General features: G+C 72.5%; 10 protein-coding genes. 5 read left to right on the top strand and 5 right to left on the bottom strand.

Annotated elements, in window-relative coordinates; all coding sequences use genetic code 11:
- Positions 1-125: 125 nt before the first annotated feature.
- Positions 126-524, bottom strand: coding sequence for a DUF5997 family protein (locus IQ210_RS06550; RefSeq protein WP_194077885.1), 399 nt, complete (start codon positions 522-524; stop codon positions 126-128).
- 67 nt (positions 525-591) lie between these two features.
- Between IQ210_RS06550 and IQ210_RS06545 the strand changes: the two genes are divergently transcribed.
- Positions 592-1,359, top strand: coding sequence for a LysR family substrate-binding domain-containing protein (locus tag IQ210_RS06545; protein WP_194077884.1), 768 nt, complete (start codon positions 592-594; stop codon positions 1,357-1,359).
- Here the strand turns inward: IQ210_RS06545 and IQ210_RS06540 are convergent.
- Positions 1,356-4,160, bottom strand: coding sequence for a beta-L-arabinofuranosidase domain-containing protein (locus tag IQ210_RS06540; protein ID WP_194077883.1), 2,805 nt, complete (start codon positions 4,158-4,160; stop codon positions 1,356-1,358). The genes IQ210_RS06545 and IQ210_RS06540 overlap by 4 nt on opposite strands.
- 137 nt (positions 4,161-4,297) lie before the next feature.
- Positions 4,298-5,902 carry an outer membrane protein assembly factor BamB family protein gene (locus tag IQ210_RS06535; RefSeq protein WP_194077882.1) on the bottom strand — a complete coding sequence of 535 codons (1,605 nt, stop codon included), beginning with the start codon at positions 5,900-5,902 and terminating at the stop codon, positions 4,298-4,300.
- A 54-nt stretch (positions 5,903-5,956) separates the two neighbouring features.
- On the opposite strand from IQ210_RS06535, the gene IQ210_RS06530 reads away from it, so the two are divergent.
- From IQ210_RS06530 to IQ210_RS06520, 3 genes are all read left to right on the top strand, one after another.
- Positions 5,957-6,736 (top strand): SDR family NAD(P)-dependent oxidoreductase, encoded by a 780-nt coding sequence (locus IQ210_RS06530; protein WP_194077881.1) that lies wholly within the window; start codon positions 5,957-5,959, stop codon positions 6,734-6,736.
- Between the two features lie 170 nt (positions 6,737-6,906).
- The gene (locus IQ210_RS47865; RefSeq protein ID WP_194077880.1) at positions 6,907-9,549 is read left to right on the top strand and encodes an AAA family ATPase; all 2,643 of its coding nucleotides are present in this window, start codon (positions 6,907-6,909) and stop codon (positions 9,547-9,549) included.
- 102 nt (positions 9,550-9,651) lie between these two features.
- On the top strand, positions 9,652-11,067 hold the full coding sequence (locus IQ210_RS06520; protein ID WP_194077879.1) for an FAD-binding oxidoreductase: 1,416 nt from the start codon (positions 9,652-9,654) through the stop codon (positions 11,065-11,067).
- A 63-nt stretch (positions 11,068-11,130) separates the two neighbouring features.
- On the opposite strand, the gene IQ210_RS06515 is transcribed toward IQ210_RS06520, so the two are convergent.
- Together IQ210_RS06515 and IQ210_RS06510 are read right to left on the bottom strand one after the other, a co-directional pair.
- Positions 11,131-11,826, bottom strand: a complete 696-nt coding sequence (locus tag IQ210_RS06515) for an HAD family hydrolase (protein ID WP_194077878.1) — start codon at positions 11,824-11,826, stop codon at positions 11,131-11,133.
- A gap of 20 nt (positions 11,827-11,846) precedes the next feature.
- Positions 11,847-12,323, bottom strand: a complete 477-nt coding sequence (locus tag IQ210_RS06510) for an Lrp/AsnC family transcriptional regulator (protein ID WP_126270403.1) — start codon at positions 12,321-12,323, stop codon at positions 11,847-11,849.
- 205 nt (positions 12,324-12,528) lie between these two features.
- On the opposite strand from IQ210_RS06510, the gene IQ210_RS06505 reads away from it, so the two are divergent.
- A complete protein-coding gene (locus tag IQ210_RS06505; protein ID WP_194077877.1) occupies positions 12,529-14,019 on the top strand; it encodes an FUSC family protein in 1,491 nt (496 codons plus the stop codon).
- Positions 14,020-14,038: the final 19 nt, after the last annotated feature.

Raw genomic sequence — 14,038 nt, 5'->3', positions numbered from 1 at the left:
CCTCCGGTCCTTTCAGAGCCGAGGGAGTCAGCCGTGACGTTCCGGTGGGAGGTGGCGGTCGCTGACCTCAGTCTCGGACGTCAGGGGCGGCTGTCCCAGCCCTGAAAGGAACCAAGCGTCCTACGTCAGTCGCGGGCGGCGCGGGCCGCCTTCTCGGCGTGCAGCTTCTTGACGCGGGCGCCTTCCTTGCGGACCTCGGCCTGCGTGGCGCGCTCCTTGACCAGCCACTCGGGCTGCTCCTGCTTGAGCGCCTCGATCTGCTCCGTGGTGAGCGGCTCGGTCACGCCGCCGCGCGCCAGTCCGGCGATGGACACGCCGAGCTTGGCCGCGACCACCGGACGGGGGTGCGGGCCGTTGGCGCGCAGGTCCTGGAGCCACTGGGGCGGATCGGCCTGGAGCTGGTTGAGCTCGGCCCGCGAGACGACACCCTCACGGAACTCGGCGGGGGTGGCCTCGAGGTACACACCCAGCTTCTTGGCCGCGGTCGCGGGCTTCATCGTCTGGGTGCTCTGGTGCTGCGTCATGGTGTCCAGGGTATCGACTGGGTGAACCTCCGCCGACCACGGCGGGTAACCTGGCCAGGTGACAGGCGTGGACGAACCCCCGAAGACAGGCCCGGAAGCAACCCCGGCGTTCCGGCTCGCCTACGTCCCGGGAGCGACGCCCGCGAAGTGGGTGCGGATCTGGCAGGAGCGGCTGCCGGACATCCCGCTGACCCTCCTCCAGCTCTCCGGCGCCGAGGCGGTCGACGCGCTGCGGGACGGCTCCGCGGACGCCGGTCTGGTACGGCTGCCGGTCGACCGTACGTTCTTCAGCGCCATCCCCCTCTACACCGAGACCACGGTCGTCGTCGTCCCGAAGGACCACGTCATCGCCGCCGTCGAGCAGGTGACCCTGGAGGATCTGGCCGACGAGACCGTGCTGCACCCCCTCGACGACGTCTTCGACTGGGAGCAGCCGCCGGGGGAGCCCGCCTTCGAGCGGCCCGCTACCACGGAGGACGCGATCGAGCTGGTCGCGGCCGGTATCGGGGTGCTCGTCGTCCCGCAGTCGCTGGCCCGCCTGCACCACCGCAGGGACCTCACCTACCGGCCGGTCACGGACGCCCCCGAGTCCTCTGTCGCCCTGTCGTGGCCGGAGGAGGCGACCACGGACATGGTCGAGGACTTCATCGGCATCGTCCGCGGCCGCACGGTCAACAGCACGCGGGGCCGTGCCAAGGAGCAGGCCGAGGCGAAGCCTGCGAAGGCCAAGTCGTCCGCTCAGCCCAGGAAGCCGCAGCAGAAGCGGGCGGCCCCGGCCGGCGGACGGCGCAAGCCGCCCGCCGCCAAGCGGGGCAAGCCCAAGCGCAGGTCCTAGGACACGTAGGTCGCCTGTCCCGCCGTGTTGATCACCACCTGGCCGTTGGCCTGGGTGAGCAGCCCGGCCGACACCCACGCGTTCACGGTGCTCGTCACCTTGGCGACCAGTGCGCTCTTGCTCGCGAAGGGCGCCCCCGCCCAGATGTCGTCGAGCAGTGTCGTGCCGTCGGACTTCGCGGGGTTGGCGACGCCCGAGTCGAGGTTCCCGAAGACGACCTTGGGCTCAACGCGCCGGAAGTAGGCGTGCGTCGCGGCCTCCGTTCCCTCCATGAAGGGCGCGAACTCGGTGCCGTTCAGGGTGTAGTGGAGGGGCTTGCCGCTCACCGGGGTCAGGGTGGGCAGCAGGTCGCCGGAGAGGGCCGCGTTGGCGTACAGCCCGAACTGGAGGTAGCTGGTGGCCGAGTTGCGGGCGACCAGGTTGATGGGGCCGTAGAAGAGGGCCTGCAACGACGGGTCGTCCAGGGCCTTTTCGACCCGCAGCCGGAAGGGGACGGTGACGCGGACGACGTCGCCCGCCTTCCAGGTCCGGGACACCGTGAAGTAGCTCCCGGCGACCGGAGTCCCGCTCACCGCACCGCCGTTGACGGTCACCTGGAACCCGGCCGTCGCCCACGACGGCACCCGCAGCTTCAGCGCGAAGGACGCGCTGCCGCCGCCGAAGGCGAGGGTGCTGCCCTGCTCCCGCGGATAGTCGGTGGCCTGAGTGACCGTCACCCCCTTCTCCGCCCAGGCCAGTTGGGACGGGCTGTAGAGATTGACGTACAGCGCGCTGCCGTCGGCGGCCTTGAAGTACACCGAGTCCTGGTACTTGGTGGCGCTCTCCATGCCCGTGCCCTCGCAGCAGGTGGTCCCCTGCTTGGGCGTGTAGTCCCTCACATGACCGGGCGTCAGCCCGATGAAGTAGGTGACGAGCGGCTTCTCCGCGTCGGCCTTGTCCTGCTTGGAACCGAGCACCTGGTTGTAGAGCGCCCGCTCGTAGTAGTCCATGTACTTCGGGGTCTGCTCGTGGAAGAACAGGGTCCGGCTGAGCTTGAGCAGGTTGTACGCGCAGCACGTCTCGGCGTTGGTGTCGCTGATCGTGCCCGCGATCAGTCCGGACGCCTTCCAGAACTCGCCGGTGCTGGTGCCGCCGATGCCGTACATGCGGTTCGGGACGACCATGCCCCAGAAGTTCTTCGCGGCGGTGAGGTAACGCGTCTCGCCCGTCGCGTCGTACAGCCGCAGCAGACCGGTGAAGATCGGTATGTGCTGGTTGGCGTGCAGGCCGTTGAGGGTGTCGGTGTTCGCGGCGCAGGCGTCGATGAGCGAGTCGAGGTCGAACAGCTTGGCCAGCTGGAGGTGTTCGGCCTTCCCGGTGACGGAGTGCAGGTCGACGATCGCCTCGACGATGCCGCCGAACTCCCCGCTGGAGAACAGCCCCCACATCCGCTGGAGCGTCGCCTCCGGCAGCACCGACAGCCGGGAGTACATCCAGTCGCCCATACCGGAGGCGAGGTCGAGGGCGCGGGCGTCGCCGGTGGCGGTGTACGCGTCGAGCAGACCGCGCAGGATCTTGTGCGCCGTGTAGTAGGGCGCCCACACCTTGGTGTAGTCGCTCGCGGTCATCGACTCCAGGGCGATGAACTGCGTCTCCGGGTAGGCCGCCAGGAACCCGGGGTGGCTCGGCCCGCCCCAGGTGCGGCGCAGCGTGGCGGTGAGGCCGCGGCCGGACGCGTCGGAGAAGGTGCCGCCGCTCGTGGCCTGGAAGTAGTACGACGCCAGGTTGCCGAGTCCGGCCGTGGAGAGCTTGGCCTCGTTGGACTGCAACGAGGTGATCTCGGCCTGCGTGAGCGCCCGTGACCAGACGTTGAACTCGTCGAAGCCGCCTGCGTAGACGGGATCGCCCGAGTAGTTCGAGCGGCCGAGCCAGTTGTTGGTGAGCGTGCCGAGCGCGGCGGGGTTGAGGGTCATCGCGGTGTTCGTGGCGACGGCCGTGCCGTTGACGTACAGGGTGCCGGTGCTGCCGGAGATCGTGACCGCGAGATGGCTCCACTGGTTCAGCGGCAACGCGGCCGTCCCGTTGAGGCCCTGTTCGCCACCGGCCCCGCTGGTGGTGATGGCGAACCGGGGCACACCGCTCGCGTTGCGGGTGGTCAGGTACAGGTACCGGGTGGTGTTGTTGCCGAAGTCGAAGACCCGCTGCCAGTTGGCGTCGTGCGTGGGCTTCACCCACACCGACAGGGTGATCGCGGAGGCGCCGCCGAGCACCGCCGCGGGCAGGTCGACGTACTGGTAGGAGCCGCGCACGTTCTCCAGCGCGCCGCCCCATCTCCCGGTGACGGCAAGCATCTTGGGGTCGGTGCGCAGAGCGGCCCGGGCGTCGGTCAACGCCCCCACGATGGTCGCGATCTTGTCGGCGAAGACCTGCTCGCCGGTGCTCGCGTACGCCTGCGACAGCATGGTGAGGAAGTGCCCGGTGTAGTGCCCGCGCAGATTGCCGTTGGCCTCGCCGTCCAGCCCCTCCCAGCCGCCGGGCGCGACCGCGCCGCCGGTGGAGAGACCGGCGTTGGCGCGGAAGACTTGGACGAGCCGGTTCACGTCGTAGCCGCGCGCGTGGTCGAGCATCAGCTGCCGCTTGTCGGCGAACACGCCTGCCTTCAGGGCGACTTCGTCCAGCGAGAACGGCTGTACGGACCAGGCGGCGGGTGCGGCGGCGGTCGCCGCGACGGCCTTGCCGCTCGTCGTGTACGAGATCGCGGGCGCGACCGCGGCGAGCGCGGCGGCCTGGAGGAGGTGTCGTCTGGAGAGGGGCGGGGCCATGTGTGCTCCTCAGGTGCATCCTCTGGAGGGGGTTCGAATGGTTCGGGATTACGAACGCCATTCGAATGGTCGGCCAGACGATAGGGAGGGGGCGGGGGAGCGTCAACGGGTCGGGAGCGTTCAGTTCCGGACGTTCGCTACGGTGCGACCGAACAGTCGAGAATCCGGCCGTCCACCGTCCCGATCAACAGCCGGCCCGCCGCGGTGAGTTCGAGAGACAGCGGTACGACGGGCTGCCCGTCGACCGTCAGGTGCTGCCGCCAACGGATGGCCCCGTCCAGGGCGTTGAGGGCCACGAGCTCACCCGAGTTGTACGCCACGTACACCGTGTCCTCGTCGCCGTCCACGGCGGTCGCGGGGTGGTCGGCGGCGAACTCCCAGCGCAATGCCCCGTCCGTGAGACTCCGCCGTACGACGAAGGCGTTGCCCGGCAGCAGCCCGGCACCGTCGTGCACCGCCCCCGCGTGCACCAGATCCCCACCGACCTCGACACCCGGCCCGCCGAACAGATGCCTGGCGGGCGTCCGCCAGTCGAGCGGGAGCAGCCGGCGCGGTTCGCCGGTGCCGTACGGATCGACCTCGACCACCCACTTGTCCCGCCATGGTTCGCGCTCGCTCCCCTGGAGGAGGAGCAGCCGACCGGCGCGGCGGATCGGGAAAGGGTGGTTGAAGAGGTCGAAGCCGTTCAGGGTCACGGCCCGGGTCGGAGTGTCGCCGCCGGGCGGGACCAGGTCGACCGGCTGCGGGCGCCGCCGCATGACCGCCTCGGTCGCGCGGAGCGCGAGCCAGCCGTCCCGGCGCGTGCTGAACGTGACGGATCGGCCGAGCGTGAGCGCGCCGAGCCGCTCGCCGTCCGTGAGCGAGACCCGGGCGACGAACGGCGGCTCGCTCACCCGCTCCCGCCCCACATAGCGCACCCGCCGCCGCTCCACGTTCACCCAGGCGTCCCGCTCACGGACGACCAGCTGCCGGCCGCCCTCCTCGTCCGGAACGGACCAGTCCAGACGACCGTCGGGCAGCCAGGCCTCGGCGAGCACCTCCTCCAGACACGCCAGCACCCGCCCGTCCGCGAGACCGCGCACGTCCCAGACCAACCGACGCGGCTCCCACCAGGGCTCCCCGGTCAAGGCGGTCAGCCGCTCGGCCACGTCATCGCCGCCCACGGGCCGCTCGTACGCGATCCACCGCCCGGCCAGCTCCTCCTGCCGCACCGAACCCGGCGCCACAGCAGCCCAGTCGGGCCGCTCCACGACCACCTCGATCGCGTGCGTGTGCGCCCTCTCCTCGTCCTCCTCCTCGTCCGGCGGAGCCAGCAGAAGCCGCAGTTCCGCCGGGCTCTCCCACTCCAGCTTCAGCACCTCGCGCTTCCCGCGCAGCACCGAAGTCGCCCGCCCCGACTCCAGGTGGACCAGCAGCAGTTCGCCCTCGAAGAAGTACCCGCCGTCGTACGACCCCGTGCCGACGGCCACGAGCGGCAGCGTCGGATGGAAGGCCACGGAGTGCACGGGCCACCGGGACTCCACGACGTGGCGGCAGCGCAGATCCGCGGTGCCGTACACACCGACCCGGTGCTGCCGCCACCGGCTCCCGCCGGTGCCGTCGCCGGACCACTGGAGGTAACCGAGGTCGCCGCCCACGGCGACGAGGCCTCGGTCCTCGCTCACGGCGACGGCCGAGGGCTTCCCGATCTCGGCGAAGGGGTGGTCGCCGAGGACACGGCGGACGGACAGCGGTGCGGTCATACGGGCATCTTCGGTGATCAGGGACGTCCGACGGTACTGAAATAGGGTGCGGGCATGATCTCGCAGGCCTACCTCTCGGAACTGTTCTCCCTCGAAAACCGCGTCGCTCTCGTCACCGGCGGCAGCTCGGGCATCGGCCGGGCCGTCGCGGGTGCCCTGGCCCGCGCCGGGGCGAGTGTCGTCGTCGTGGCCCGCAAGGAGGCGGAGCTGGCGGCGACCGTGGACGAACTGACCGCCGACGGCTGCCGCGCCGCGTGGGTCAGCGCCGACCTCGGCACCCGCGACGGCGTGCGCACCGCTGCCGAGGAGGCGGTGCGGGCCTTCGGGGAGCCCGACATCCTCGTCAACTCCGCCGGCATCAACCTGCGGCCCCCGATGGGCGAGCTGACCGAGGACGTGTGGGACACCACCCTGGCCGTCAACCTGGAGGCGCCCTTCCTGCTGGGCCAGCGCTTCGGCCCCGGCATGGCCGAGCGCGGCTTCGGACGGATCATCCACATCACCTCCCAGCAGGCCCACCGCGCCTTCGTGCAGAGCGGTGCCTACGGCGTCTCCAAGGGCGGCCTGGAGTCGCTCGCCCGGTCACAGGCGGAGGCCTGGTCGCCGTACGGCGTCACCTGCAACACCCTCGTGCCGGGCTTCGTGATGACCCCGCTCAACGCCCGCCTCGCGAATGACCCCGAGAAGGTCGAGGCGCTCGCCGCCCGCACGATGATCGGGCGCAACGGCCTCGCCGAGGACTTCGAAGGCGCGGCGGTCTTCCTCGCGAGCCGCGCCTCCGCGTACGTCACCGGCCAGTCGATCTTCGTGGACGGCGGGCTCTCCGTGCACTGACTCCCGCCGCACGTCGATGTACAGCTCCTTGGCGGCGCGGAGCACCCTCCGTGGGCGCGACCAGCCTCGACGGCGCCGCACTCGGCAGAACGACCGCACCCGGCAGGATGTCCGCATCCGGCACCTTCCCGACCCGGCTCCCCAGCGGAGCGCTCTGGCAGAATCGGCCCGTGGATCGGTGGATCCTCGAACGCGAGTGCGAGTTGACGCGACTGGCCGCGGCCGCCCGGGAGGCGGCAGCCGGTGCCGGTTCGGTGGCGCTCGTCTTCGGTGAGGCCGGCATCGGCAAGTCCAGCCTGGTGAAGGCCATGCCGGAGCGGCTGCCCGCGCAGGCGCGCGTCCTCGTCGGCCAGTGCGACGACCTCGCCACCCGCCGCCCCCTCGGCCCGTTCCGCGACCTGGTCGGCAGCGTCGGCGCCGACCTCGCCCGGGCCGTCATGGAGGGCGGCGACCGCCACCGCGTCTACGAAGCCCTGTACGGCGAACTCGCCGGTACCCCGCACCCGGCGGTCCTCGTCGTCGAGGACGTCCACTGGGCCGACGAGGCCTCCCTGGACGCCCTGCGCTTCCTGGTCCGCCGGATGGAAGGGCTGCCCGCGCTCCTCGTCCTCACCTACCGCGACGACGAGTTGAGCCGCGAACACCCCCTGCGCCACCTGCTGGGCCAGGTCTCCCGCACGTCCCGGGTGCACCGGCTGCCCCTCGCCCGGCTCTCCCTCGACGCGGTACGGGCGCTCAGCGCCTCCCGCCGACTCGATGCCGCCCAGGTGTACGAGGTGACGTCCGGCAACCCGTTCTTCGTCGCCGAGATCGTCGCCGCGGGCGGCACCGGGGAAGTGCCACCGACGGTCGTCGACGCCGTCCTGGCCCGGCTGCGGGGCCTGGACCCGGCGACGGTGGACGCGCTGGAGCAGCTCGCCGTCGTGCCCTCCGCCGTCGAACGGCCCCTGGTGGACGCCCTGTTCACGGACGGCGTGGCCGTGCTGGCCACCGCCGAGCAACGCGGACTGCTCACGGTGGAGCCGGACCGGGTGACCTTCCGGCACGAGCTGATCCGGCGAGCCGTCGCCGACTCCCTGCCCGCCGCCCGCCGTATCGACCTCAACCGTGCGGTCCTCGCCGCGCTCGTCGCCCGGCCCGGCTGCGACGCCGCCCGTATCGTCCACCACGCCGACCAGGCCGGCGACCAGGACGCCATCGCCCGCTACGGACCCGACGCCGCCAAGGACGCCGCGTGCGCCGGCGCCCACCGCGAGGCCGCCGCCCAACTCCGTCTCGTCCTGCACCAACGGCACCGCTACGGCCCGGCCGACCTCGCCGACCTGCTCGAACGCTACGCCGTGGAGAGCTACACCATCGCCGACTCGGCCGCCGCCGTCACCGCCCAGCACGAGGCCGTCGCCCTGCGCCGCTCCCTCGGCGACACCCTCGGGCTCGGCGCCGACCTGCGCTGGCTGTCCCGCATCCACTGGTGGGCGGGCGACGCCGACCAGGCGCAGGAGGCCGCCCGCGAAGCCGTCGCCGTCCTCGAACACGCCGGCGACGACCGGCTCCTCGCCCTCGCCGTCAGCAACACCGCCCAACTGCGCATGCTCTCCGACCGCTACGCCGAGGCCGTCGAACACGGCGAACGCGCCATCGCCCTGGCCCGCAAGGCCGACGACGCGGCGATCCTCTCCCACGCCCTCAACAACGTCGGCACGGCCCGCTGGCGCGGCGGCGACCCCGGCGGGCGGCTCCAGTTGGAGGAGAGCCTGGAGGTGGCGCTCGCCGCGGGCGAGGTCGAACACGCCTGCCGCTCCTACGCCAACCTCATCTGGACCCTCCTCGACAACCTCCGGTACGACGAGGCCGACCTGTTCCTGCCCCCGGCGATGGACCTCGCCGACCGCGCCGAACACCTCGGCTTCCTCAACTACCTCCATGTCGAGCTGGCGGTACGCCGTCTCGCCGCCGCCGACTGGGAGGACGCCGAGAAACACGCCGAGTACGGCATGCACGACTTCGTCCCCGCCCGCTGCCCCGCGCTCACCGTCCTCGCCCGGGTCCGCGTCCGCTGCGGCCGCCCCGGCGCCGGTGAACTCCTCGCCGAGGCCCGCGAGATCGCCGTACGCACCAGGGAACTCCAGCGCACCGGGCCGGTCGCGGCGGCGCTCGCCGAGGCGGCCTGGCTGCGCGGCGACCTCGCGACCGTCGCGGAGGCCGCCGGACCCGTCCACGCCCAGGCCGACCACCTGCCCGGCGTCCCCTACCGCGCCGAGCTCGGCTACTGGCTCACCAAGGCGGGCCACCCCGTCCGGCTCGACGACTCGGACCATCCGTACGCCCTCCAGGCCCGCGGCCTCTGGCGGCAGGCCGCCACCCGCTGGCTGGAGGCGGGCTGCCCCTACGAACACGCCGTCGCGCTCGCCGAGAGCCCCGACCCCGCCGACAAACTCACCGCGCTCACCACCCTCGACGCCCTCGGCGCCGAACCGCGGGCCCGGCTGCTCCGCACCGAGCTGCGCCGGATCGGCGTACGGCACATCCCGCGCGGCCCGCTCGCCGCGACCCGGGAGAACCCCGCCGGCCTCACCCGGCGCCAGCTCCAGGTCATGCGGCTGCTCGCGGACGGACTGACCAACGCGGAGATCGCCGCCCGGCTCGTGGTGTCGGTGCGGACGGTCGACAACCACGTACGGGCCGTCCTCGACAAGCTGGACGCCCCCACCCGACGGCACGCGGCCGACCGCGCGGCACGCCTCGGACTGCTGGCGGACGGCGAGGGCCCGCTACCGGAGCCCGAGGGACCGCTTCCGCACGCCGAAACGTAGGTACCCGGCGGACCCGAGCTGGGTGACGCACACGGATGTCCGTTCGGTGACGACGCGAGTAGAACGGGCGAATCGACCCGAATTTCCGAAACGGGGGACCGCATGTCCAGCACCATCGCCCACGCGGCGCGCACGGAACTCACCTCCTTCAACGGTGAGTTGATCGGCCCCGACGACACCGCCTACCAGCAGGCCCGAGGCGTCTACAACGCGATGATCGACCGGCACCCCGCCCTCGTCGCCCGCTGCGCCGACGCGGACGCCGTCGCCCGCGTCATCGCCTTCGCCCGCGCCCACGACCTGCCCCTCGCCGTACGGGGCGGCGGCCACCACGGCGCCGGCCTCGGCACCGTCGACGGCGGCGTCGTCGCCGACCTGTCCCCGCTGAAGGACATCGAGGTCGACCCCGACTCCCGCACCGTCCGGGTCGGCGGCGGCTGCGTCTGGGGCGAGGTCGACCGCGCCACCAACGCCCACGGCCTCGCCACGCCCAGCGGCATCATCTCCACCACCGGCGTCGGCGGCCTCGCCACCGGCGGCGGACTCGGCCACCTCACCCGCAAGTGCGGGCTCACCATCGACAACCTGCTGGAGGCCGAGGTCGTCCTCGCCGACGGCCGGAAGGTGACCGCCAGCGGCTACGAGAACAGCGACCTGTTCTGGGCGTTGCGGGGCGGCGGCGGCAACTTCGGGGTCGTCACCTCGTTCCTGTTCCGGCTGCACGAGATCAGCACGGTCGTCGCCGGGCCCACCTTCTGGGCCGTCGAGGACAGCGCCGAAGTCCTCGCCGCCTACCGGGACTTCATCCCGAACGCCCCTCGCGAACTCAACGGCTTCTTCCTGCACGGCACCGTGCCGCCCGCCCCGCCGTTCCCCGAGGAGATCCAGCTCCGCAAGACCGCCGGCATCGTCTGGTGCCACACCGGCGCCGACCCCGAGGCCGCCGCCCGTGAGATGGCCCCCCTGCTCGACGCACTGCCCGCGCCGCTGCTGCACGCGCCCATGGTGCTGCAACACCCGGAACTCCAGACGATGTTCGACGGGCTCTACCCGCCCGGCCACCAGTGGTACTGGCGCGCCGACTTCGTCGAGACCGTCCCCGACGACGCCGTCGCCCTCCACGCCAAGTTCGGCGCCGAGGTCCCCACCATGCAGTCGACCATGCACCTCTACCCGATCGACGGCGCCGCCCACGACGTCGGCCAGGACGAGACGCCCTGGGCCTACCGCCACGCCAACTGGGCGTCCGTGTACGCCGGAGTCGACCCCGACCCCGCCAACGCCGAGCTCATCAAACGCTGGACGGTCGACTACTTCGACGCCCTGCACCCGTACTCGGCGGGCGGCGCCTACGTGAACATGATGATGGACGAGGGGCAGGAGCGGGTCCGGGCCAGCTACCGCGACAACTACGACCGCCTGGCCCGCATCAAGGCCGACCGCGACCCGGACAACGTCTTCCGCCTCAACCAGAACATCCAGCCGGCCCCGAAGCCGACGCACGGGTCACGACCGTAGTCCGTACGTCGAGCGAGCGGTGCCCCGGCTGCGGGGCGGGGCACCGCGCCGGTCGCCGGCCGATCAGGACGGGCGGGCCGACGCCGCCAGCCAGTCGTACGCGCCCCGCGCCGTGAACTCCTCCTGGCCGCCGCGCAGCAGCAGGCCGGCGGTCGCGAACTCCGGGGCGTCGGCCTGGGCGGCGACGTACGGGATCGCGATGCAGCGCATCCCGGCCGCGTGCGCGGCGGCGGCACCCGGGGCCGCGTCCTCCAGGACCACACAGTCGGCCGGGGCCGCGCCGAGCCGGCGGGCCGCCTCCAGGAAGACGTCCGGGGCGGGCTTGCCGCGCTCGACCTCGTCGGCGGAGACGACGGTGCGCAGGAAGGCGTCCAGACCGGTGCCCGCCAGGATCGCCTCGATGGCCTCCGGCGACGAACCCGACGCCACGGCCATCGGGACGCCCTCGGTCGCCAGCAGTTCGACGAACTTGCGCATCTCGGGGTACGCGCGCGTGGCGGCGCGGGCCAGCTCCAGGTAGCGGCGGTTCTTGGCGTCGAACACCTCCGCCACGGAGGCCGCGAGACGGTACTCCCGCTTCCAGATCCCGACCGTCTCCAGGGTGCTGATCCCGACGTACCGCTCGTGGTCCGCCCACGTGTAGCCGGGGACGCCGTACTCGGCGAGGACCTGACGGCCGGCTTCGTAGTAGTTCGGCTCGCTGTCCACGAGCGTTCCGTCGAGATCGAAGATGACCGAGGTCGGGCCGAGATTGCTCATGGCGTCCAGGATGTCAAAGGTCAGTTACGGGCCGCGCGGCCGATCGACTCCACCAGTGGCAGCAGCCGGTGCGGCACTCGCTCGCGCAGCGCCACCTCGGTACGGGTGCGGACCACGCCCGGCAGGCTGATCACCTTCTGGATCACGTCCTCCAGATGCGCGTTGTCCCGCGCCACCACCCGCGTCAGCAGGTCACCGCCGCCCGCGATCGAGAACGCCTCGACGATCTCCGGTACGGCGGCCAGCGCGTCGCCCACGTCGTCGAGCCGCCCCTGGGTGACCTCGATGTGCACGAACGCCAGCACCGGGTGGCCGAGCGCGGCGGGGGAGAGCGAGGGCCCCGTGCCGGTGATCACCCCGTCCCGCTCCAGCCGGTCCAGGCGGGCCTGGAGAGTGCCGCGCGCGACCCCGAGGATGCGGGCGTACTCGCGCACGCTCGTGCGCGGCTGCTCCAGCAGCAGCCGCAGGATGCGGGTGTCGAGCTCGTCCACGGCCATCGCGCCCAGCTCTCCTCGTCCATGGTCCGTTGGCCCGCTGATGGACGGGCCTGATCCCTTTTGTCTGTGCCAATGGCCCAGCATATTCGACGCCACTTGAGCCAGTCGCGGGGCTGGTGCTGCAATGAACGCGTCGATGGCGCTGCGGACACCCGCGGCGCCTTTTTCATGCCGGTGTGCCAAGAGACGCAGGGGGCGGGAAGCAGTGCTGAAGAGGGTGTTCGTGGCTCCCGACCCGGGCCGGGTGCGGCTGCGCTTCGCGGCGCGGGCCGTCGTCGGCATCGGGCTCGCGGTCGTCGTGTGCGGTGTCGCCGGGCACTCCCTCGTCGGCGCCGTCACCGGCGGGCTCGCCGCGCTGCTCGCCCTGTTCACCGTCACCGACGCCACCGTCCGCGGCCAGGCCGTCACCACCGCGCTGCTGCCCGCCGTGGGCCTGCCCGTGCTGGCCGCCGCGGCCGCGCTGCACGACCACCCCGTCGCCCGCGACCTCACCTTCCTCGCCGTGATCGGCGCGGGCGTGTACGCGCGCCGGTGGGGTCCGCGCGGGCACAGCCTCGGCGTGTTCGCGTTCATGACCTTCTTCGTGGCGCAGTTCCTGCGGGCCGGCACCGACCAGTTGCCCGAGCTGTTCGCCGCCGTCCTGCTCTCCGTGGCCGTCGCGGCGGCCGTGCGCTTCGGCCTGTGGTGCTACGAGCGCCGACTGCCCCCGCCCGCCGTGCCCGCCCCGCCCGCCGGCACCGGCCTGGCCCGGGTGACCACCCGCCAGGCCGTCCAGGCCACCGTCGGCGCGGCCTTCGCGCTCGTCGTGGGCCAGCTGGTGTCCGGGGACCGCTGGTACTGGGCCGTCGGCGCCACCTGGTGGGTCTTCGTCAACACCACCTCACGCGGCGAGACCCTCGTCCGCGGCTTCCGCAGGGTCCTCGGCACCGTGATCGGCATCGGCCTCGGCCTGCTCGTCGCCGTCCCGCTGAACGGGGCCGGGCTCCCCACGGCCGTGCTCCTCGCCGCCTGCGTCTTCGGGATCTTCTACACGGCCGCGGTCTCGTACACCTGGATGATGCTCTGCGTCACGGTCCTCGCCGAGCTGCTCTACGGCCTCCTCGGCGTCCTCACTCCGGGCCTGCTCGCGCTGCGCCTGGCGGAGACCGGCATCGGGGCACTCGGCGCGGCCCTCGCCGTGCTGTTCGTCCTGCCGGTCACCACCCACACCACGACCGACGCCTGGATCCAGCGCGCCCTGCGCTGCGTCCACGCCTGCACCGCCGAGGCCGCCGCGCGCCTCGCCGGGGCGGACGCCGATCCGGCCCCGCGCGTGGCCGAACTGGAGCAGCTGCTGGCCCGGGTACGGCTCTCCGTGGCCCCGCTCGTGCACCCGCTGAACCCGATGCTCGGCCGCAAGCGGCGCGCCCGCCGGGTCCTCGCACTCCTCGACGACTGCGCCCGCGAGATCCGTGGCCTGGTCGCCGTCGCCGCCGACCCCGAGGCGTCCCACGACGCCCGCCTCGCGGCCGCCTGCTGGCGTGTGGAGGCCGCGGTCGAGGCTCTCACGGGCGGCACCCACGACGACCTGCCGCTCACGGACCACCCACCCGCCGAGGGCCCCGCCCTGGCCCACCTGCACAGCCTGGAGCGAGCACTGGCCGACCTGGCGACGCCATTGCGTACGCCGCCGGGATCACCGCTGGTCGGAGCCTGAACCACCGGGACCGCCGGGT

The organism is Streptomyces justiciae (genome assembly GCF_015163075.1).
Lineage (GTDB): Bacteria > Actinomycetota > Actinomycetes > Streptomycetales > Streptomycetaceae > Streptomyces > Streptomyces justiciae.
Note: the sequence above shows the minus strand (reverse complement) of the source record. Positions and strands in the feature narration are given on the sequence as shown.